18 protein-coding genes and 1 tRNA gene are annotated in these 20,224 nt (G+C 62.3%); 16 read left to right on the top strand and 3 right to left on the bottom strand.

The window, feature by feature from the left end:
* Positions 1-181 precede the first annotated feature (181 nt).
* The 12 genes from AB4048_RS00645 to AB4048_RS00700 all read left to right on the top strand — a co-directional run bounded on the left by AB4048_RS00645 (position 182) and on the right by AB4048_RS00700 (position 13,324).
* On the top strand, positions 182-1,426 hold the full coding sequence (locus AB4048_RS00645) for an MFS transporter (protein ID WP_442199970.1): 1,245 nt from the start codon (positions 182-184) through the stop codon (positions 1,424-1,426).
* Positions 1,427-1,443: 17 nt separating this feature from the next.
* Positions 1,444-3,894: a nitrite reductase large subunit NirB gene (gene nirB / locus AB4048_RS00650; protein ID WP_442199971.1), complete on the top strand. Its 2,451-nt coding sequence runs from the start codon at positions 1,444-1,446 to the stop codon at positions 3,892-3,894.
* Between the two features lie 4 nt (positions 3,895-3,898).
* Positions 3,899-4,234 (top strand): nitrite reductase small subunit NirD, encoded by a 336-nt coding sequence (gene nirD / locus AB4048_RS00655; RefSeq protein ID WP_442199972.1) that lies wholly within the window; start codon positions 3,899-3,901, stop codon positions 4,232-4,234.
* A complete protein-coding gene (locus tag AB4048_RS00660) occupies positions 4,234-6,891 on the top strand; it encodes a nitrate reductase (RefSeq protein WP_442200208.1) in 2,658 nt (885 codons plus the stop codon). The genes nirD and AB4048_RS00660 overlap by 1 nt, the downstream gene beginning before the upstream one ends.
* Positions 6,863-8,362, top strand: coding sequence for a siroheme synthase CysG (gene cysG / locus AB4048_RS00665; protein WP_442199973.1), 1,500 nt, complete (start codon positions 6,863-6,865; stop codon positions 8,360-8,362). The genes AB4048_RS00660 and cysG overlap by 29 nt, the downstream gene beginning before the upstream one ends.
* A complete protein-coding gene (locus AB4048_RS00670; RefSeq protein WP_442199974.1) occupies positions 8,362-8,676 on the top strand; it encodes a hypothetical protein in 315 nt (104 codons plus the stop codon). The genes cysG and AB4048_RS00670 overlap by 1 nt, the downstream gene beginning before the upstream one ends.
* Positions 8,677-8,879: 203 nt before the next feature.
* Positions 8,880-9,077 (top strand): periplasmic nitrate reductase, NapE protein, encoded by a 198-nt coding sequence (napE, locus tag AB4048_RS00675; RefSeq protein WP_442199975.1) that lies wholly within the window; start codon positions 8,880-8,882, stop codon positions 9,075-9,077.
* Positions 9,078-9,084: 7 nt separating this feature from the next.
* Entirely contained in the window at positions 9,085-9,378 is a 294-nt protein-coding gene (locus AB4048_RS00680; RefSeq protein ID WP_442199976.1) for a 4Fe-4S binding protein, read from the top strand.
* Entirely contained in the window at positions 9,371-9,652 is a 282-nt protein-coding gene (locus AB4048_RS00685) for a chaperone NapD (RefSeq protein WP_442199977.1), read from the top strand. The genes AB4048_RS00680 and AB4048_RS00685 overlap by 8 nt, the downstream gene beginning before the upstream one ends.
* Complete coding sequence (gene napA / locus AB4048_RS00690; protein WP_442199978.1) at positions 9,627-12,131, top strand: periplasmic nitrate reductase subunit alpha; 2,505 nt, start codon at positions 9,627-9,629, stop codon at positions 12,129-12,131. The genes AB4048_RS00685 and napA overlap by 26 nt, the downstream gene beginning before the upstream one ends.
* Positions 12,101-12,607, top strand: coding sequence for a nitrate reductase cytochrome c-type subunit (locus tag AB4048_RS00695; protein WP_442199979.1), 507 nt, complete (start codon positions 12,101-12,103; stop codon positions 12,605-12,607). Before napA ends, AB4048_RS00695 begins: the two co-directional genes overlap by 31 nt.
* A 12-nt stretch (positions 12,608-12,619) precedes the next feature.
* Positions 12,620-13,324: a cytochrome c3 family protein gene (locus tag AB4048_RS00700; protein ID WP_442199980.1), complete on the top strand. Its 705-nt coding sequence runs from the start codon at positions 12,620-12,622 to the stop codon at positions 13,322-13,324.
* A gap of 37 nt (positions 13,325-13,361) precedes the next feature.
* Here the strand turns inward: AB4048_RS00700 and AB4048_RS00705 are convergent, their stop codons facing one another.
* Both AB4048_RS00705 and AB4048_RS00710 read right to left on the bottom strand, forming a co-directional pair.
* The gene (locus AB4048_RS00705) at positions 13,362-13,727 is read right to left on the bottom strand and encodes a VanZ family protein (protein ID WP_442199981.1); all 366 of its coding nucleotides are present in this window, start codon (positions 13,725-13,727) and stop codon (positions 13,362-13,364) included.
* Between the two features lie 664 nt (positions 13,728-14,391).
* Positions 14,392-14,481 (bottom strand) — tRNA-Ser (locus AB4048_RS00710).
* Between the two features lie 390 nt (positions 14,482-14,871).
* Here AB4048_RS00710 and AB4048_RS00715 point away from each other — a divergent pair.
* The 4 genes from AB4048_RS00715 to AB4048_RS00730 all read left to right on the top strand — a co-directional run bounded on the left by AB4048_RS00715 (position 14,872) and on the right by AB4048_RS00730 (position 19,275).
* The gene (locus AB4048_RS00715) at positions 14,872-16,035 is read left to right on the top strand and encodes a septal ring lytic transglycosylase RlpA family protein (RefSeq protein WP_442199982.1); all 1,164 of its coding nucleotides are present in this window, start codon (positions 14,872-14,874) and stop codon (positions 16,033-16,035) included.
* Between the two features lie 176 nt (positions 16,036-16,211).
* Positions 16,212-17,402: a D-alanyl-D-alanine carboxypeptidase family protein gene (locus tag AB4048_RS00720; RefSeq protein ID WP_442199983.1), complete on the top strand. Its 1,191-nt coding sequence runs from the start codon at positions 16,212-16,214 to the stop codon at positions 17,400-17,402.
* A 155-nt stretch (positions 17,403-17,557) separates the two neighbouring features.
* Positions 17,558-18,244, top strand: a complete 687-nt coding sequence (gene tmk, locus AB4048_RS00725) for a dTMP kinase (RefSeq protein WP_442199984.1) — start codon at positions 17,558-17,560, stop codon at positions 18,242-18,244.
* A complete protein-coding gene (locus AB4048_RS00730) occupies positions 18,241-19,275 on the top strand; it encodes a DNA polymerase III subunit delta' (protein WP_442199985.1) in 1,035 nt (344 codons plus the stop codon). The genes tmk and AB4048_RS00730 overlap by 4 nt, the downstream gene beginning before the upstream one ends.
* Before the next feature lie 44 nt (positions 19,276-19,319).
* Here AB4048_RS00730 and AB4048_RS00735 read toward each other — a convergent pair whose 3' ends face one another.
* A complete protein-coding gene (locus AB4048_RS00735) occupies positions 19,320-20,117 on the bottom strand; it encodes a sulfite exporter TauE/SafE family protein (protein ID WP_442199986.1) in 798 nt (265 codons plus the stop codon).
* Positions 20,118-20,224 lie beyond the last annotated feature (107 nt).

Below are 20,224 nucleotides of genomic sequence, written 5' to 3' on the forward strand. Positions count from 1 at the left end.
TGCTTCGTAATCGCTAAGGCCCACGGGCCGCAGTTTTCGGCGTCCAACGACGGGCGCCTCCAGCAAAGCCGCTGATCAGGATTTTTCGCGCACCTTTGGGTGTTGCGTACCTGACCAGCGGCTTTTTGTTTTTAACCCCAAGCGATGAATTGGCACGACCTTGTCGGGCCCTGGAGAAGCCATGTCTGTCCTTGAGAAAACGCAAACCATGTCCGCCGGCGAACCGGCCAAGGCGTTGTGGATGTCCACGATCGCCTTCACCCTCTGTTTTGCCGTGTGGACGATCTTCGCGATCATCGGCATCCGCATCAAACAGGAACTCGGCCTCAACGAGGCTCAATTCGGATTGCTCGTCGGCACCCCGATTCTCACCGGTTCGCTCGTGCGCATCGTCCTTGGCATATGGACCGGCCGTTACGGCGGCCGTCTCGTCTACACGCTCACCATGCTCGCGGCAGCGCTCGCGACGTTCCTGCTATCCTATGCCCACACCTACACCGAGATGCTGATCGCCGGCCTCGGCGTCGGCCTTGCGGGCGGGTCGTTTGCCGTTGGCGTCGCCTATGTCTCGCCCTTCTTTCCCGCCGAAAAGCAGGGAACGGCGCTCGGCATCTTCGGCGCCGGCAACGTCGGCGCGGCAGTGACCAAGTTCGCTGCCCCCTTCGTTCTGATTGCCTGGGGCTGGCAGGCCGTGGCACAGATCTGGGCGGTCGGCCTGGCGCTGATGGCGATCACCTTCTGGTTCACTACAACGGACGATCCCGCCTTCCGCCTCCGCCGCGAAGGTGGCGCCGCCTCCAAGAGCCTGCTCCAGGAATTCGCGCCCTTGAAGAACACCCAGGTCTGGCGCTTCTCGCTCTACTACTTCTTCGCCTTCGGCGGCTTCGTCGCGCTCTCGCTATGGCTGCCGCGCTATCTGGTCGGCGTCTATGGCTTCAGCCTGGAGGCCGCGGGCATGATCGCCGCTGCCTATTCCATTCCCGGCAGCGTCTTCCGCGCCTTCGGCGGCATGCTCTCTGACAAGAAGGGCGCGCGCAGCGTCATGTACGCCATGTTCGGCGTGTCGGCTGTCGCGACCCTTATCCTGTCGCTTCCGGCGGCCGGCACTGCCCCCGCCGTCTTCATCGTTGTCATCTTCGTGCTCGGCTTCGTCATGAGCCTCGGCAAGGCGGCGGTCTACAAGCACATCCCCGCCTACTACCCCGAAAGCGTCGGCGCGGTCGGGGGCATCGTCGGCATGATGGGCGGCCTTGGCGGCTTCATCCTGCCGATCGCCTTCGGCCTGCTCAAGGACATGACCGGGCTCTGGTCGAGCTGCTTCATGCTTCTGTTCGTGGTCGTCATCGTCTCGCTTGGCTGGATGCACCTGTCGGTCAAAAAGCTCGACCGCCGGGGCCTCTCCGCAGAAGCCGTCGCCGCCACCTGATCCGAGGATTTGAAACCATGACTGAGAAACTTGTCATCATCGGAAACGGCATGGCACCGGGCCGCATGCTGGAACACCTGCTCGAAAGGGCGCCGGGCCAATACGAGGTCACGATTTTCAATGCCGAACCGCGTGTAAATTACGACCGCATCATGCTCTCGCCGGTTCTCTCCGGCGAAAAGGACTACGAGCAGATCATCATTCACGGTGACGGCTGGTACATCAAGCACGGGATTACCCTCTACAAGGGTCACAGGATCGTCGCGCTCGATCGCGACACGAAAACCGTCACCTCCGATCACGGCGTCACTGAAAGCTACGACAAGCTGGTGATCGCGACCGGCTCCGTGCCGTTCATCATTCCCGTTCCCGGCAAGGACCTGCCGGGCGTCATTACCTACCGCGATCTCGACGACGTGCAGGCGATGCTGCTCGCCGCCCAGTCGCGCGAAAAGGCGGTCGTCATCGGCGGCGGGTTGCTCGGCCTCGAGGCCGCCGCCGGCCTTGCGTCCCGCGGCATGGACGTCACCGTACTGCACGTGATGCCGACGCTCATGGAGCGTCAGCTGGATCCGGCCGCGGGCTACCTGCTGCAGAGGGCGGTGGAAGAACGCGGCATCAAGGTCATCTGCAAGGCCAACACCAAAGCGATCGTCGGCAACGGCAAGGTCGAGGGGATCGAGCTCGAGGATGGCCGCATCGTCCCGGCAACGCTGGTCGTCATGGCGGTCGGCATCCGTCCGAGCGTCGGACTCGCAAAGGATGCCGGCCTTGCCGTCAATCGCGGCATCGTCGTCGATGATGGCATGCAAACCTCCGACGGCAGCATCTTGGCGCTCGGCGAATGCGCCGAGGTCGGAGGCAACGTTTACGGTCTGGTTGCGCCACTCTATGAGATGGCCCGCGTCGCCGCCTCGCACCTCGCAGGCGATCGCTCCGCCGCCTTCGTGCATTCGGATACGCCGACCAAGCTGAAGGTCACAGGTATCGAGCTCTTCTCGATCGGCGACTTCGCCGACGGCGATGGCCGCGAGGAGATCGTGCTGCGCGACGCGTCCGCCGGCGTCTACAAGCGCCTCGTGCTGAAAGACAACAGGATCATCGGCACCGTACTTTACGGCGAGACCGCCGATGGCGCGTGGTTCAACGACCTGAAGAAGAAGGCGACCGACATCTCGGAGATGCGCGACACGCTGATCTTCGGCCAGGCCTACCAGGGAGGGTCCCCGCTGGACCCTATGGCGGCCGTTGCAGCCTTGCCGGATGATGCGGAAATCTGCGGCTGCAACGGCGTATGCAAGGGCAAGATCACCTCGGCCATTGCCGCCAAGGGTCTCACCTCGTTGGACGATGTCCGCGCCCACACCAAGGCGTCGGCCTCCTGCGGCTCCTGCACCGGCCTCGTCGAGAAGCTGATGACCCTGACGCTCGGCGACAGCTACAACCCTGCCGCCGTCCAGCCGATGTGCACCTGCACGGAATTCGGCCATGACGACGTGCGCCGCCTGATCAAGGCCAAGGGCCTCAAGAGCATTCCGGCCGTCATGCAGGAACTGGAGTGGAAAACCTCCTGCGGCTGCGCCAAGTGTCGCCCGGCGCTTAACTACTACCTCGTGTGCGACTGGCCGGACGAATATGCCGACGACTACCAGTCGCGCTTCATCAACGAGCGCGTCCACGCCAACATCCAGAAGGACGGCACCTATTCGGTCGTGCCGCGCATGTGGGGCGGCGTCACCAACTCGCAGGAACTGCGCGCCATCGCCGACGTGGTCGACAAGTTCGAAATCCCGATGGTCAAGGTGACGGGCGGCCAGCGCATCGACCTTCTCGGCATTGAGAAGGAAGACCTGCCAGCCGTATGGGCAGACCTCGGCAAGGCCGGGTTCATCTCCGGCCAGGCCTATGCCAAGGGGCTGCGCACGGTGAAGACCTGCGTCGGCTCCGACTGGTGCCGGTTCGGCACGCAGGATTCCACCGGGCTCGGCATCCGCATCGAGAAATTCATGTGGGGTTCGTGGACGCCTGCCAAGCTGAAGATGGCCGTCTCCGGGTGTCCGCGTAACTGCGCCGAGGCAACCTGCAAGGACATCGGCGTCATTTGCGTCGACAGTGGCTTCGAGATCCATTTCGCCGGTGCGGCCGGCCTCGACATCAAGGGCACGGAAGTGCTCGGCCTCGTCAAGACCGAGGACGAGGCGCTGGAGCATATCGTCGCGCTGACCCAGATGTACCGCGAGCAGGCCCGCTATCTCGAGCGCATCTACAAATGGGCGAAGCGCATCGGTCTCGAGGAGATCCGCCGGCAGATCATGGAAGATCCCGAGAAGCGTCAAGCCTACTACGAGCGTTTCGTCTTCTCACAGAAGTTCGCGCAGGTCGATCCGTGGTCGGAGCGCGTCTCCGGCAAGGACAAGCACGAGTTCAAGCCGATGGCCACGATCGGCTATTCGCAGGCAGCCGAGTAAGGAGATGGATATGAACTGGATTGCAATCGGTGACATCTCTGACATCCCTCTCAGGGGCGCGCGCTGCGTAAAGACACCGCAAGGCAAGATCGCCGTCTTTCGCACTGCCGAGAACGAGGTCTTCGCCATCGAGGATCATTGCCCGCACAAGGGCGGGCCGCTGTCCCAGGGCATCGTCCATGCAAAGGCGGTGACCTGCCCACTGCACAACTGGGTGATCTCGCTCGAAACCGGCAAGGCACTCGGCGCCGACGAGGGCGAAGTGCGGACCATTCCCATCCGCAACGAGGACGGCGCCCTCTTCATCGCTCTCGAAAGCCTGATGATGGCGGCTGAATGATGGAAACAGAAGTCAAGACAACCTGCCCCTATTGCGGTGTCGGTTGCGGCGTAATTGCCAAGGTCGCGGACGACGGCAAGGTTTCCATCAAGGGGGACCCCGATCATCCATCGAACTTCGGAAGACTGTGTTCCAAGGGGTCGGCGCTCGGCGAAACCGTTGATTTCGACGGGCGGATTTTCCATCCCGAGATTGCCGGGGAGCGGGCAGGGTGGGACGATGCGCTCGACCTCGTTGCACAGCGCTTTTCGGATGCCATTGCCGAACACGGGCCCGATTCGGTTGCCTTCTACGTCTCCGGCCAGCTGCTGACCGAGGACTACTATGTCGCCAACAAGCTGATGAAGGGTTTCATCGGTTCGGCCAACATCGACACTAATTCACGGCTCTGCATGTCGTCGTCCGTCGCCGGCCACCGTCGGGCCTTCGGCTCGGACACTGTGCCGGGAACCTATGAGGATATCGAGCTTGCAGATCTCGTCATCCTCACCGGCTCCAACCTCGCGTGGTGCCATCCGGTCATCTATCAGCGGCTGGCGGCGGCCAAGGCCGCCCGACCGTCGATGAAAGTTGTCGTCATCGACCCGCGCCGCACGATGACCGCCGATATCGCCGATCTGCATTTGTCGATCCGCCCCGACGGCGACGTCGCGCTTTTCGCCGGACTGTTCGCACATCTGATAGCCGGCGACGCCGTCGACCAGAACTATATTGCCGAGCATACACGCGGCTTTACGGAAACCTTTGCCACGGCCTTCGCGCTCTCCTTCAGCGATCTTCTGGATCTGACCGGCCTGCCGGCAATGCAGCTTCGCGAGTTCTATCGCCTATTCGCGACGACCGAGAAGGTCGTCACCTGCTACAGCCAGGGCGTCAACCAGTCCTCGTCGGGCACCGACAAAGTCAACGCCATCATCAACTGCCACCTCGCCACCGGCCGTATCGGTCGGCCCGGCATGGGCCCCTTCTCGCTCACCGGCCAGCCGAATGCCATGGGCGGGCGTGAAGTGGGCGGGCTTTCCAACATGCTCGCAGCTCATATGGCAATCGAAAGCGCCGAGGATCGCAACCGCGTCCAGCGCTTCTGGCGTGCGCCGACAATTGCCGACAAGCCGGGCTTGAAGGCTGTCGACATGTTCAGGGCCGTCGCTGATGGGCGCATCAAGGCGCTCTGGATCATGGCGACCAACCCGGTCGTTTCGATGCCGGATGCCGATGCCGTCGAAGCCGCGATCAAGGCCTGTCCGTTCGTCGTCGTCTCCGACGTCCTGAAGAATACCGATACCGCGCGTCATGCCCACGTCCTTTTGCCTTCGCTTGGCTGGGGCGAAAAGAGCGGCACGGTCACCAATTCCGAGCGCCGTATCTCCCGCCAGCGTTCCTTCCTCGATGCGCCTGGAGAAGCCCGAGCCGACTGGTGGCAGCTTGCCGAAGTCGCCAGGCGGATGGGCTTTCCCCAAGCTTTCGATTTCGCCTGCGATGCGGAGATCTTTACCGAACACGCCGCGCTGTCCGCCTTCGAGAACAACGGCGATCGCGACTTCGACATTGGCGCATATGTCGGTATGAACCGTCAGTCCTACGACGAACTTCCTCCGTTCCAGTGGCCACAGCCCGCGGGCCAGGATGCGCTCGAGACCCGTTTCTTCGCAAAGGGCGGCTTCTATCATGCCGATGGCAAGGCTCGCTTCATCGCCGTCAAGCCGGTCGCGTCTGATCGCACCAACGCCGACTATCCTTTCACGCTGAACACCGGCCGTATTCGCGACCAGTGGCACACGATGACGCGCACAGGCAAAAGCGCGCGCCTTTCCTCCCATATCGCCGAGCCCTTCGCGGAGCTGCATCCGCGCGACGCCATCGAGATCGGCGTCGGCAACGCCGGCCTCGTCGAGATCGCCAGCCCGCACGGCAAAGCCGTCGTTCGTGCCCTGATCACCGAGCGCCAGGCGCGCGGAAGTATTTTCGTGCCGATGCACTGGAACGACCAGTTTGCCGCCAAGGCCCGCATCGACGCCGTCGTCGCACCTTTGACCGATGCGATCTCGGGTCAGCCGGCCTCGAAAAATGTCGCCGTCGCCGTCCGGCGCTTCAAGGCGGCGCGCTACGGCTTTGCCGTTTCCCAAGCCAGGCCGGCGGATCTTGATGCCGCCTATTGGGCTCTGGCGAAGGCGGACGGCGGGTTTCGGCTGGAGCTGGCCTTCGACCAGCCAGTCGAGGACTGGTGCGCGTGGTGCCGCGCGACCTTTTCCATCCCCGACGGCGTCGAGCCGCTCGGCTACGCCGACGAGCAATCCGGCAACCTGAGGCTAGCCTTCTTCGACGGCAGCCGGCTGTTGGCGGCGCTGTTCCTGGCGCGTGAACCGGTGGCGGTTGCCCGCAACTGGGCAATCTCCCAGCTCACTGCCGAACACCCCTATCTGCGCAAACGTTTCGCTCTCGTCGCCGGTCGCCCAGGTGCGGACAAGCCCGATCCGGGCGCCACCATCTGCTCCTGCTTCGGAGTCGGCATCAATCAGATCGTCGCCGCCGTCCGTAGCGGCTGTCAAAGCGTCGAAGCCGTCGGCGAGGAACTCAATGCCGGAACCAACTGCGGCTCGTGCCGCGCCGAAATCAGGGGGATCATCGATGGATGTCTTGCAGCCGCCGCGGAATGATGCGCCAGCGCGCATGCAGCCGCTCGCCAAGCTTCCGGTCTTCTGGGCGCTGGAAGGCAAGCGGGCGATCGTCGCCGGCGGCTCCGATGCCGCCGCCTGGAAAGCCGAGCTTCTCTGCGCCTGCGGCGCGGAGGTGCATGTCTATGCGCCAGAGCTTTCCGAAGCCTCCGAAACGCTGATCGCACGTGGCGCCGAACATCCTCGGGGGAGGGTGATCTATCACCCGCGCGCATGGGACGGGACAATCTTCGTCGGCGCAGCCATCGCCATCGCCGACTGCGAGGACGAAGACGAGGCGAAAGCCTTCGTTGACGGCGCCCGCGTTGCCGGCGTGCCGGTCAATGTCATCGACAGGCCTGCCTTTTGCCAGTTCCAGTTCGGCTCGATCGTCAATCGCTCGCCCGTCGTCGTCGCGATCTCGACCGATGGCGCCGCGCCTATTCTCGCCCAGGCAATTCGCCGGCGGATCGAGACATTGCTGCCGCAGGCACTGAAGGGCTGGGCGGAATTGGCGCAATCACTGCGAGAAACCATCAATGAGCGGCTGGCGCCCGGCCCGCTGCGCCGCGCCTTCTGGGAGAAGTTTGTCGATCGCACCTTTTCAAGTTGCGATAGGCCGGAGGAGGACGTCGGCGGCCAACTCATCAAAGAAGCCGAGCAACTTGGGAAAGCGTCCGCCAGCTCTTCGAGGGGCCGCGTGACGCTGGTAGGCGCCGGCCCCGGGGATCCGGAGTTGCTGACGCTGAAGGCCGTTCGCGCCCTGCAGGCTGCCGACGTGATCCTCTTCGACGACCTGGTTTCGACCGAGGTACTGGAACTTGCCCGCCGCGAGGCAAAGCGCATGCTCGTGGGCAAGCGCGGCGGCCGCACGAGCTGCCGCCAGGAAGATATCAACGACATGATGGTGAAGCTCGCCAAGGCAGGCAAGCGCGTCGTCAGGCTGAAATCGGGAGATCCGATGATCTTCGGCCGCGCAGCCGAGGAAATCGCCTGCCTTGATCGTCAAGGCATTCCTGTCGACATCATCCCCGGCATTACCGCCGCAAGCGCCATGGCCTCGACCCTCGGGATATCGCTGACGCATCGCGAGCACGCGCAGTCCGTCCGCTTCATCACCGGCCATTCTCGCCATGGCGGGTTGCCAGCGGATATGGATTGGCGCTCGATCGCCGATCCGCAGGCGACCAACGTCTTCTACATGGGAGGGAGAACCGCACCGCTTATCGCCGAGCGCCTGATCGATGCCGGTCTCTCGCCTTCCACGCCGGCTATCGTCATCAGCGATGTCAGCCGCCCCGCTGAGCGCAGATGGCACGGAACGCTCGCAAGGCTGACGGAAGGCATCGACGAGATCGGCTACGACAGTCCGGTTTTGATCGCGGTCGGCGCGGCGCTCGCCGCACGCCAAAAGAACCAAAACGATGCGAACCATTTCGAATGTGATCGTCGCTTAGTCGCAGGAGCAATCTGATGCAGTTTCACCTGATCGCGCCTGCCTTCCTCATTCTCGCAATTGCGCTGAGCGCGCCGCGTTTCCTCAGCATCTTCGACGCGGGAACGCATCCCGCAACAGCAACGGCACCGCTCACGATGATTGCCTGCGCTGTTTGCCTCTCCGCCGCCGCAATGGCCTTCGCCGGCAACGGGCCATGGGTTGGCACGCTCGTTGTGACGCCCGGCCTGCTGCTCGCCGTGGCAATGCGAGGAAGCAAGCCGGTGCTCGCCATATCGATGTCAGCGATCAGCTTGGCCGCCTATCTGCACCTTGGCCTGGTTGCGGTGTAGTCAAGCAGGCAGCGCGCAAACAAGGTCGTCGTGATCAGCACGACGGTCGATGTCGGCACGGGCGGAGCCGCGGCGGGTGGAGCGCAGTCACCGAACGTCTCTTTGACCATTGAATGCCAAGGCCTTATTCGGCTCACACGGCTTTCACCGATTGCCTACGGGTGCTACTATTTAGACGTGATCATGCGTATGGGATGCGCGTCATGTCCGAACTGCCCGCAGAACAATTGTCGGGTACCGATTTTCGCTCGCGACGGCGAACGGAAATCCTGACCTTTCTTGTGCTTGCTTTTGGCATCTGGCCGCTCGTCGCCGTAGGCGTCGTTGGAGGCTACGGTTTTCTCGTCTGGATGCTGCAGATCGTTTTCGGTCCTCCGGGACCTCCACCCACGCTCCATTGAGGCAATCATGACCGTCCGCGATGCGCAGATGACGAGACGGAGTTTTCTGAAAGGGCGCCTGCCGGAACGCGACTTCGTTGCGGGCGTTGCCGAAAACTGTCTGCCGAAGTCCGGGATCGATTGTCAGGCGTGTCGGGATAGCTGTCCCACCGAGGCAATCCGGTTTCGACCGCGCCTCGGCGGTCCTTTCCTGCCGGACATCGACAGCAGCCGTTGCACCGGTTGCGGTGCGTGCATCGGTGTTTGCCCGGTCGCGGCGATCGATCTTCGCGAGCATATGCGGGAGAACGCGAATGTCTGAGGCCCGCCATCACATCTCCAGCGCCGTCATCGTCACGCGCCAAGCCGACGAACAAGCCGTGGTTGCCCTGCTCGCATCCATGTCGGACGTCGAGGTGCATGCCCACGAGCGCGGCAAGATCGTCGTCGTCATCGAGGGTGCGAGTACGGGCGCGCTCGGCAACTGCCTGCAGCGGATTTCCGATCTTCCCGGCGTGGTGGCCGCGAACATGGTGTTCGAACATATCGAAACAGAGGAGACAGGCGGCTATGACTGTCGAACTGACGCGGCGTGACATGCTGAAGGCGCACGCTGCTGCCATTGCGGCGGCAACGGCCGGTATCTCGCTTCCTGCTTCCGCACAGCCAGTGCCTGGCGGTGTCAGCGCGCTCGAAATCAAGTGGTCGAAAGCGCCCTGCCGTTTTTGCGGCACGGGCTGCGGCGTGATGGTCGGCGTCAAGGAAGGGCAGGTCGTTGCGACGCATGGAGACATGCAGGCCGAGGTCAATCGCGGGCTCAACTGTATCAAAGGCTACTTCCTCTCGAAGATCATGTACGGCGCCGATCGCCTGACCACGCCGCTTCTGCGCAAGAAGGACGGCGTCTACAGCAAGGACGGCGAATTCACGCCGGTCACCTGGGAGGAGGCGTTCGACGTGATGGCCGACCAGTGTCGGAAGGTCCTCAAGGAGAAAGGGCCGACCGCAGTCGGCATGTTCGGATCCGGGCAATGGACCATCTTCGAGGGCTATGCAGCGACCAAGCTGATGCGCGCCGGCTTCCGTTCCAACAATCTCGACCCGAACGCGCGCCATTGCATGGCTTCCGCAGCCTATGCCTTCATGCGCACGTTCGGGATGGACGAACCGATGGGCGTCTACGACGATTTCGAGCATGCCGATGCCTTCGTGCTCTGGGGCTCGAACATGGCCGAGATGCATCCCATCCTCTGGACGCGGCTGGCCGACCGGCGGCTGGGAACGGAGCACGTCAAGGTGGCGGTGCTATCGACCTTTACCCATCGCAGCATGGATCTCGCCGACATCCCGATCATCTTCAAGCCGGGCTCGGATTTGGCGATCCTCAACTTCATCGCCAACCACATCATCAAGACGGGCCGCGTCAACGAAGACTTCGTCAAGAACCACACCGTCTTCATGCGTGGCGTTACCGACATCGGCTATGGTCTAAGGCCTGATGATCCGGTGGAAACGAAGGCGGCGAACTCGGCCGACCCGGCCAAGACGGAAGCCATCGATTTCGAGGCCTTCAAGGCCTTCGTCGCCGAATACACGATAGAGAAGGCGGCGGAGCTCAGCGGGGTCGACAAGGGCTTCCTCCTCGAACTTGCCGAGCTCTATGCCGATCCCGCCCGCAAGGTCATGTCGCTCTGGACCATGGGCTTCAACCAGCACGTCCGCGGCGTGTGGGCCAACCAGATGGTCTACAATATTCATCTGCTCACCGGAAAAATATCCGAACCCGGCAACAGTCCGTTTTCGCTGACCGGCCAACCGTCGGCCTGCGGTACCGCGCGCGAGGTCGGCACCTTTGCCCATCGCCTACCGGCCGACATGACCGTGACCAACCCCGAGCACCGCAAGCGGGCCGCGGAGATCTGGCGCATTCCCGAAGGGATCATTCCGGAGAAACCCGGCTATCACGCCGTGCAGCAGGATCGGATGCTGCATGACGGCAAGCTGAATTTCTATTGGGTGCAGGTCAACAACAACGTTCAGGCGGCTCCCAACACCAGCAACGAAACCTACCCCGGCTACCGTAATCCCGATAATTTCATCGTCGTGTCCGACGTCTATCCGACGATTACCGCCATGAGCGCCGACCTCATCCTGCCCGCCGCCATGTGGGTTGAGAAGGAAGGGGCTTACGGCAACGCCGAGCGGCGGACCCAGATGTGGCGACAGCTCGTCCAGGCGCCGGGCGAGGCGCGCTCGGATCTCTGGCAACTGGTCGAATTCTCCAAGCGCTTTACCACCGACGAAGTCTGGCCCGCCGAAATTCTCGAGGCCAATCCCGATTTCAAGGGCAAGTCGCTCTATGAGGTGCTGTTCCGCAACGGCGAGGTCGATCGCTTCGCGCTGAGCGAAACCAGCCCGGACTACGACAACAACGAGGCAAAGGCCTTCGGCTTCTACATCCAGAAAGGCCTGTTCGAGGAATATGCGAGTTTCGGCCGCGGCCATGGCCACGACCTTGCGCCCTTCGACCGCTATCATGAGGAGCGCGGACTGCGCTGGCCGGTGGTCGACGGCAAGGAAACGCTCTGGCGTTACCGCGAGGGGTTCGATCCCTTCGTCAAGCCGGGCGAGGGCGTGCGGTTTTACGGCCGTCCGGACGGCAGGGCGGTGATCCTTGCCGTGCCATACGAGCCGCCGGCGGAATCGCCCGACGACGATTACGATGTCTGGCTGGTCACGGGCCGCGTGCTGGAACACTGGCATTCCGGCTCGATGACCATGCGCGTGCCGGAGCTGTTCAGGGCCTTTCCCGGCGCGCTTTGCTTCATGAACGCCGACGACGCACGCAAGCGCGGGATCAACCAAGGGGCGGAAGTCCGCATCGTGTCGAGGCGCGGTGAAATCCGTTCCCGCATCGACACGCGCGGACGCAATCGCATGCCGCCGGGCGTGATTTTTGTGCCGTGGTTCGATGCAAGCAAGCTCATCAACAAAGTGACATTGGATGCCACCGATCCCATCTCGAAACAGACGGATTTCAAAAAATGCGCGGTCAAGATCCTTCCTGTCGCATAACCCGAAATCGCAGATGGCAGTTGGGTGCCGCGGCGGCCCTGCTGCTTGCGGGAACGGGCGCGATCGCCCAGGTCGCGCAGATCACGATGGTACCGCAGCTCACCGGACAGCAGCCGCCGATGAGCATACAGCCTGCCAAGCCCGTGCCGAAATGGGTGGTGGACGACGCCCGCCGGATGCGGAACTATCCCGACCAGCCGCCGATTATCCCGCATTCGATCGAGGGATACCAGCTTTCCGTCAACGCCAACCGTTGCCTGTCGTGCCACAGGCGCGAGTTTACGCAGGGCTCGGGCGCGCCGATGATCAGCGTAACGCACTACATGACGCGTGACGGGCAGATGCTCGCGGACGTTTCGCCGCGGCGCTACTTCTGCACTGCCTGCCATGTGCCGCAAGCCGACATCGCCCCGCTCGTCCAAAACAAATTCCGAGACATGAGCGATATGGGCGTCAAGCCGGCGGGAAGCGAGTAGGCGATGGCGTGGATGATGGGGGTTCTCCGCTGGGTCTGGAAAATGTTGACCACGCCGGCAGCAACGCTGAGCCTCGCCTTCCTGACGCTCGGTGGCTTCGTCGGCGGCGTGATGTTCTGGGGCGCGTTCAACACCGCGCTCGAGCTGACCAATACGGAAAAATTCTGCGTCTCGTGTCATGAGATGCGATCGAACGTATATGAAGAACTCACTCGCACGATCCATTTCTCCAACCGCTCCGGCGTGCGCGCGACTTGCCCGGATTGCCATGTGCCGCACGCGTGGACCGACAAGATCGCCCGCAAGATGCAGGCCTCGAAGGAGGTCTGGGGGAAGATCTTTGGAACGATCGATACGCGGCGGAAATTCCTCGATCACAGGCTAAAGCTGGCACAGAACGAGTGGGCGCGGATGAAGGCGAACGACAGCCTCGAATGCCGCAACTGCCACTCATCCGTTGCCATGGACCTGTCGAAACAAACGACGCGCGCCGCCGAAATCCACACGCGCTACCTGCTTGCCGGCAAGGCTACCTGCATCGACTGCCACAAGGGCATAGCGCACGAACTACCCAACATGCAGGGCGTGGATCCGGGGTGGAAAGTGGCGCCGGAACTCCAGGGCGAGCCGACGCCCGCGGCTTCGGCGATCGATGACCTGCAGCGAGCCATGGCCGAAGCCCATACGAGTGTGATGATGGATAGCGCTCAGCCCTAAACCAAATCGGCTTGCTGTACCGGGCGGCGTTCCGGCTCTACGTGTCGAGCCTCGCCTCCTTGACTATCTGGCGAGCCTTGTTGATCCCATACCCGACGCACACCCCGACGGCCGCTCCGATAGCCTTTACGGAGGCATCCTGAAGCCGCGCGTGCCTGGTATGGGATAGAAGCTGCAGAAGTTCCATCGCAGCCGCGCCACAAATGAGGAGAAGGGCGCAAAGCCAAAAACGCTTGGGATAGGCGGTTACGAAAAGCATCGCCACCACCGTAAAGGATAGTGCGCGATCGGCATCCACCGGCAGGACGTCCCGCGGACGCAAGCCGATTGGGGATATCGTCACGAAGATGATCGCGCAAAGCGAGAGCCAGGCGGCCACTTTGATGAATCGATCGAGATACATCTTGCCATGCTAGGCGAACGTGCAGTGTGGCTCCAGTGGGCCGAGACCGTCCATTCGACGTAGAGGCGCCATGCCAAATAGTGAGAGTGGAGCGTTCCCCGGATGTGGACCGCTGGCGCATGCCAGGGCAGGTGGTATCGAAAACTATTTCAGCAGCGACAAAGGGCGTGACGCCCTACGCGGAAGGCGGCGGGGCCGAAGCCCCGCTGTCTTGCATTATTTAAACTACGAAAGAGATCTCGGTAGGCGTGGACCACAAGGCTCAGTGGCGATTGGGCTCGAAACCACCGAGCCCTGCGATCCAAGCGCCTAACAGCCAACGGCTAGTCTCGTTGGCTCTTCTCAAGAAGGCCACCACGGCCAATCCTCGCGCGGAGCGAATGCTGTAATTTAGCGTCAGAAAAGACGGTTGGCTTGCTAGCCGTTGCCAATGATTTTCGAGGCAAGCGCCACTGCTGGAACGATCACGATCACGGCAAGAATCGCACTATAGATCAGGGCTTTCATGGTTGTGATCTCCTCTCGGTGATCGCATAGAGGTGGCGACGCCGCCATCGAGGCGCAATAATCCTTAGGTACGAGGAATTGGGTGATGCTACCTAACCCCTGGGGGAGCAGCTTCGCTTTTGCTGAATAGGTAACATATTGTTTTTACGCCAAAAAATGGCGGAAGAGGTGGGATTCGAACCCACGGTACGGTTTCCCGCACGCCGGTTTTCAAGACCGGTTCCTTAAACCACTCGGACACTCTTCCGTCGCTCAGATGGGAACTCGTCGGCGATGTTTCCTCGGCGACGTCCATCAGGTGGTGGTCCGGGGCTTTATAGCGTTTCGCATGCCAGCGTCAACCGGCGACGACGGGTGTCACGGCTGCTGGAAAGCGAGCGCGCGGACAGAGAAAAGCGTGTGAAAGCGGCCGACGACAGGGATCGCATAGGGATCTGTTGGCGCCAAGGGGAGGCGGAAAGCAAGGCTTGGTTAACCATGATCGTTAGAATTGTTCGGATATTGCCGAAATGCATCGCAAATTTGACACGATATAATCATGATTAATGGGCCGTTAGTGCTTGCGGGGGTAGTTGTCCGCTGAGGGGTGGACACGGTCTTCCCGGTCATGTGTGCATCGAGTAACGGCGTAGGACAGATGAATTTTCAGATTGCTGCGGGGACATACGCAACGGCTTTGCGAGGCTTCGGTTTGTCGCTGATGTGCGCGACGGTGACCGCTTGCGGCTCGACGCATGTCGCTGAGAAGCGTAGCCACGGCAAGGAATATTTCGCCGAAAAGGAATATGGGGTGAAGGCCAGTCCCCGTGTCGCCTACGGCAACAATATTCCGAAGGGCGGCGGCCGCTACATGGTCGGCGATCCCTATGTCGTTCGCGGCAAGTGGTACTACCCGAAGGAAGACTATTCCTACAACAAGACCGGCGTCGCCTCCTGGTACGGTTCGGCCTTCCATGGGCGCCTGACCGCGAACGGTGAAGTCTACGACCAGCTCGGACTGTCCGCCGCACATCCGACCTTCCCGCTGCCGAGCTATGCGCGCGTGACCAACGTCGAAAACGGTTCTTCCGTCGTCGTTCGCGTCAACGATCGTGGCCCCTATCATTCCGACCGTCTGATCGATCTTTCCAACAAGACAGCGGACCTGCTCGACATGCGCGACAGCGGCACCGGCAAGGTGCGCGTCCAGTATGTCGGCCGCGCGCCGCTCGACGGTCACGACATGCCATATCTCATGGCGTCCTACATCCCGAAGGGTTCGCGCGTTCCGAGCATCAATCCCGGCGGGCAGATTGCGACCGGCGTCATGGTGGCCTCCAATCGCATGACGGCGGACCAGTTGCCGGCCTATGACGGCGCGACGGAACGTGCGCCGAAGCGGGTCGCTTTAGCGCCCGTCGCAGTTCCCGTGCCGGCACCTGCTCCGTCAGTCGTCCCCGTTCCGGTTTCTTATTCCGCGACCGCCTATGCCGGCTCGACGCCGAGCGCGCCAGCCCGCGGCCGTGAGCCGACCATGGTTTGGGGCGGCGTCGCGCCCGTGCCGCAACCGGCCGCCGTCGGTACGGCCGTTCCGGCGGCGTTGCCGCTGGTCGTTCCTATTCCCCAAGAGAGGCCTTATTCGCGGGGAAAAGTTGCCAGCCTCGATACGCAGCTGGTGACGGCCTATGGCGAGGAGCCGGTGAAGACCGTGTACGTCAAGCTCGCCTTCGATGCGGTGATGGTTCGCAACGATGGGCTTACCGAACAATCGATCCTGGCCGCATATAAGCGCGAGCGGCAGGGTACCGTCGTTACCGAATGACGCTGTGGCGCGGCATGGCGGCGACTGCGAGATCGTGAACGCAGGGCGCATATTTTCGCGCGGCGCCCGCCGCGTATAGGAATTAGAAACTCTCACCGGGCACTCTAAACATATTGCTCTTGAGCTTTGCCCGCGGCTAGTCTGGTCGCGGCTGGATCGGGTTTTGGGGAGCCGACATGCTGAGGCGCGTTGGAGTAGCGTTGTTCCTGATTGGCGCGTGTGGCGTCGCCGCGGCGGCGGACAATGCGCCGCCGTCCTTCGAGACCAAGGCGCAGCAGGCCTTCCTCATCGAGGGATCGACGGGGACTGCTCTGCTTGCCAAAAACGAGGATGCGCCTTTTTCGCCGGCATCGCTCGCAAAGCTGATGACGCTAGACGTGGTTTACGATGCGCTTCATCGAGGCACGATCACGTCGGACACCGAATACACCGTCTCCGAAAATGCCTGGCGTACCGGCGGGGCGCCCTCGCGCGCCTCGACAATGTTTGCGGCTTTGAAGTCGAAGATGCGCGTTGCGGATCTGGTCCAAGGCGTTGCGATCCAGCAGGCAAACGACGGCTGCATCGTACTGGCGGAGGGTATTTCGATCAGCGAGCGGGAGTTTGCGCGCCGAATGACGCTGCGCGCCCGCGAAATCGGCATGCCGAGGGCGGTATTCGGAAATTCCACGGGACTGCCCGACGCGCCGAGCAAGGTTTCCGCGCGGGAACTTGTGACGTTGGCGCAGGACCTGCAACAGAATTTTCCGGATCAATACAAATATTTCGGACAGCCGGACTTTACCTGGAACAGGATCTTCCAGCGCAATCGCAATCCGCTGCTTCCTTTGAGTATCGGCGTCGACGGCCTTGGCACCGGCTATGCGGAGGGCGAGGGATTTTCGATCGTGGCATCCCTCGAGCGTAATGGACGTCGCCTCTTTGTTGCGCTCGGCGGGCTCGGCAGCGACAAGGAACGGACCGAGGAAAGCAAGCGCGTGCTCGAATGGGGCCTCAGCAACTTCCAGAGCCAGCGCATCTTTGCCGAGGGCGAGGTGATCGGTGCTGCCAGCGTCTACGGCGGAGCGTCGTCTTCGGTTGCGCTGGCCGCGAAATCGGCAGTCGACGTCTATGTGCCGATCAACAACCCTGAAAGGCTTTCCGCCCGCATCGTCTATCGCTGGCCGCTTTCGGCGCCGCTCGAGGCGGGATATGAGGCGGGCACGCTCAAGGTGTTCTCGGGTGCGCGCATCGTTCGCGAGGTGCCTCTCTATACGGTCGACGCCGTTTCGCGCGGATCGCTTAGCAGCCGGGCCTACGACGCGCTTGTCGAGCTTACGGAAACGCTTCTGTTTTCATGGCTTTGGGACGCTCCCGCTGCGACCTGAGATCAGGCGAGGGGCCACCTTCAAAAATCTCTGTTCAAATCCGCAAAAACTTCGCCCAACGCGTTTGTGGTTGGATTTGTTAAGCGTTGTCTTTAGGCTAACTCAACAAATCGACGAAACGACGCCGCGCGCGTCGCGCATGCAGGATGTGAGCATTGCTGAACGAAACCGGGTTGTTCGTGAGCTTCGAAGGCGGCGAGGGGGTGGGTAAGTCCACGCAGATCCGCCGCCTCGCGGAGGCGTTGCTTCGCCGCGGCCACGATGTCCTGATGACGCGTGAGCCGGGCGGTTCGTCCGGTGCGGAGGCAGTGCGCCACGTGCTTCTGTCGGGCGCGGCCGAAATGTTCGGCACTCGAATGGAGGCGATCCTCTTTGCCGCTGCGCGCAACGATCACGTCGAGGAACGCATTCGCCCCGCGCTTCACCGTGGCACGATCGTTCTTTGCGACCGCTTCATGGATTCGTCGCGGGTCTACCAGGGCGTCACAGGCAATCTCGAGCCGGAATTCATCGAGGCGCTGCAGCGCATTGCGGTCAACGGCGTCGTTCCCGATTGCACGGTGATACTCGATCTGCCCGCCAGCGTCGGCCTGGAGCGGGCGCGAAGGCGTGGTGCCGTCGAAGCGACGGGCGAGCCGGATCGCTTCGAGAAGGAGGAAATCGAGACGCACGAAAAGCGGCGTTTGGCATTCCTGGACATCGCCGCGCGCGAGCCTGAGCGCTGCCGGGTGGTTGATGCGATGCAGGGCGAAGCTGAGATTGCGGCGGAAATTCTTGCCGTGGTCGAAACGTTCCTGATGCCGAAGTTGGCACCGCTCGCCAATGCGGAGCCGGCACGATGAGTGAAGAAAGGCCGGGCGTTCTCGATGGCGCCATTCCGCCTGCGGAAAATACGCGTCTCTTCGGTCACGAAGCGGCAGAAGCGTTTCTGGCGCAATCCTATCGATCGGGCAAAGGGCACCACGCGGTTCTGATCGAGGGGCCGGAGGGGATCGGCAAGGCGACGCTCGCTTTCCGCTTTGCCAATCACGTACTCAATCATCCTGATCCGGCTACGGCTCCGGATACTATCGCCGATCCGGATCCGGCTTCCATGGTGAGCCGCCAGATCGCTGCCGGCGCCTCGCACAACCTTCTCTATCTGTCGCGTCCGGTGGACGAGAAGACCGGAAAGGTGAAATCGGCGATCACGGTCGACGAGGTGCGGCGCGCCGGCCGGTTCTTCTCGCAAACGTCAGGGACGGGAAACTGGCGTATCGTGATCATCGATCCCGCCGATGAGATGAACCGCAACGCGGCCAACGCCATTCTCAAGATTCTGGAGGAGCCGCCGAAACGCGCATTGTTCCTGGTGCTGTCGCATGCGCCGGGCAAACTCCTGCCGACAATCCGCTCCCGTTGTCAGCCGCTGCGGCTGTCGCCTCTCGGAGATGCGGCGCTGAGCAATGCGCTCGCCCATCTCGGCGTTGCCACAGCCGACAGCCAGGCCCTGCTCGGGGAAGCCAAGGGCAGTGTCGGCGAGGCGCTGAAGCTTTTAAACTACGGCGGTGGCGATATCATCGAGGCCTACGAGCAGGTGATTGGATCGCAGGGGCCGGCGGCGCGTCGGGCCATGCATCGCCTGGCCGATGCGCTTTCCGGCAAGGACAGCGACACCATCTTCGGTTTCTTCGTGTCGCACATCGGAGACGACGTCATGCAGCGGGCGCGTGCCGCCGCTATGCAGGGCGGGATCGGCCGGGCTGAACGACTGGCGCGGCTCTACGCCGACATCAATGAGCGGATCACGGTATCGCAGGCCTATAATCTCGACCGTAAGCAGACGATCCTCACGGTGCTTGGCGAGTTGAAGCAGCAGCTTTCCGGCGTTTGAGCGCTATCTATGGCGGAAAACTGCTCCGTATTTCGTCGATGTGCTCAGGCAACCAGCTTACAGCCGACGATGACGAGCGTTGCCGCAAGCACCATGCGGATCACGCGCTCATGCACGCGTGGAGAGATAAGGCTGCCGACGACGATCCCGGGTATGGAGCCGATCAGCAGGGCCAGCAGCATCACCCAATCGATCTCGCCGATCATCCAATAGCCCAAGCCGCCGATGAGCGTGAGCGGCACCGCATGCACGATGTCCGAACCGACGATCTCGCGGACATCCAAATGCGGATAGAGCGCGAGAAGCACCGTTACGCCGAGCGCGCCGGCGCCGACCGAAGTCAGCGTCACGAGCACGCCGAGCACCAGGCCGAGAATGACTGTCATCAAGGCGATCGTGCGGGCGGATACTGCCTCGCGTTCGCCGCGCCAGCGTCGCGCCGCCTTTAAGAGCGGGTTGCGAAACACCAGCATCAGCGCCGTTATGAACAGGAGACAGCCAAGCGAGAAGGTAATCGCGTTGGTGACGGACAGGCTCCTGCGATCGACGCCGGCCAGAGCCCACAACATCAGAAGTGCGGCGGGAACGCTGCCGGCAGCGAGTGTCCCGGTAATTTTCCAGTTTACGCGGCCATGAAAGCCGTGGACCGCGGTTCCAGCGGATTTCGTGACCGCTGCGTAGAGCAGGTCGGTGCCAACAGCCGTGGCGGGATGGACTCCGAAGAGCAACACCAGCAAGGGCGTCATCAGCGATCCGCCCCCCACGCCGGTCAACCCGACGAGCATGCCGACGACGAGGCCGGAAAGAGAATAGAGGGGATTGAAAGCCTCGGCAAAGCTCAAGGTTTGTATTCCTGCGCGGCGCTGAAAAACGTTTGATGAAAGGAAGTCAGTCTCACGTTTTTGTTGGTCCTCGCCGCTGCTTTTCCCATGGGTAGACGGCGGGCCGA

It is taken from the genome of Rhizobium sp. RAF56 (assembly GCF_052113965.1).
Taxonomy (GTDB): Bacteria; Pseudomonadota; Alphaproteobacteria; order Rhizobiales; family Rhizobiaceae; genus Rhizobium.

What these genes read in the sequence shown, in the direction of transcription:
- AB4048_RS00695 (WP_442199979.1), top strand. Translation starts at nt 12,101, where the DNA reads ATGCGCGGTCAAGATCCTTCCTGTCGCATAACCCGAAATCGCAGATGG.
- AB4048_RS00680 (WP_442199976.1), top strand. Translation starts at nt 9,085, where the DNA reads ATGACCGTCCGCGATGCGCAGATGACGAGACGGAGTTTTCTGAAAGGG.
- cysG (WP_442199973.1), top strand. Translation starts at nt 6,863, where the DNA reads ATGGATGTCTTGCAGCCGCCGCGGAATGATGCGCCAGCGCGCATGCAG.
- nirB (WP_442199971.1), top strand. Translation starts at nt 1,444, where the DNA reads ATGACTGAGAAACTTGTCATCATCGGAAACGGCATGGCACCGGGCCGC.
- AB4048_RS00660 (WP_442200208.1), top strand. Translation starts at nt 4,234, where the DNA reads ATGGAAACAGAAGTCAAGACAACCTGCCCCTATTGCGGTGTCGGTTGC.
- AB4048_RS00715 (WP_442199982.1), top strand. Translation starts at nt 14,872, where the DNA reads ATGAATTTTCAGATTGCTGCGGGGACATACGCAACGGCTTTGCGAGGC.
- AB4048_RS00645 (WP_442199970.1), top strand. Translation starts at nt 182, where the DNA reads ATGTCTGTCCTTGAGAAAACGCAAACCATGTCCGCCGGCGAACCGGCC.
- AB4048_RS00670 (WP_442199974.1), top strand. Translation starts at nt 8,362, where the DNA reads ATGCAGTTTCACCTGATCGCGCCTGCCTTCCTCATTCTCGCAATTGCG.
- AB4048_RS00720 (WP_442199983.1), top strand. Translation starts at nt 16,212, where the DNA reads ATGCTGAGGCGCGTTGGAGTAGCGTTGTTCCTGATTGGCGCGTGTGGC.
- AB4048_RS00705 (WP_442199981.1), bottom strand. Translation starts at nt 13,727, where the DNA reads ATGTATCTCGATCGATTCATCAAAGTGGCCGCCTGGCTCTCGCTTTGC.
- AB4048_RS00700 (WP_442199980.1), top strand. Translation starts at nt 12,620, where the DNA reads ATGATGGGGGTTCTCCGCTGGGTCTGGAAAATGTTGACCACGCCGGCA.
- napA (WP_442199978.1), top strand. Translation starts at nt 9,627, where the DNA reads ATGACTGTCGAACTGACGCGGCGTGACATGCTGAAGGCGCACGCTGCT.
- nirD (WP_442199972.1), top strand. Translation starts at nt 3,899, where the DNA reads ATGGATATGAACTGGATTGCAATCGGTGACATCTCTGACATCCCTCTC.
- AB4048_RS00685 (WP_442199977.1), top strand. Translation starts at nt 9,371, where the DNA reads ATGTCTGAGGCCCGCCATCACATCTCCAGCGCCGTCATCGTCACGCGC.
- napE (WP_442199975.1), top strand. Translation starts at nt 8,880, where the DNA reads ATGTCCGAACTGCCCGCAGAACAATTGTCGGGTACCGATTTTCGCTCG.
- AB4048_RS00730 (WP_442199985.1), top strand. Translation starts at nt 18,241, where the DNA reads ATGAGTGAAGAAAGGCCGGGCGTTCTCGATGGCGCCATTCCGCCTGCG.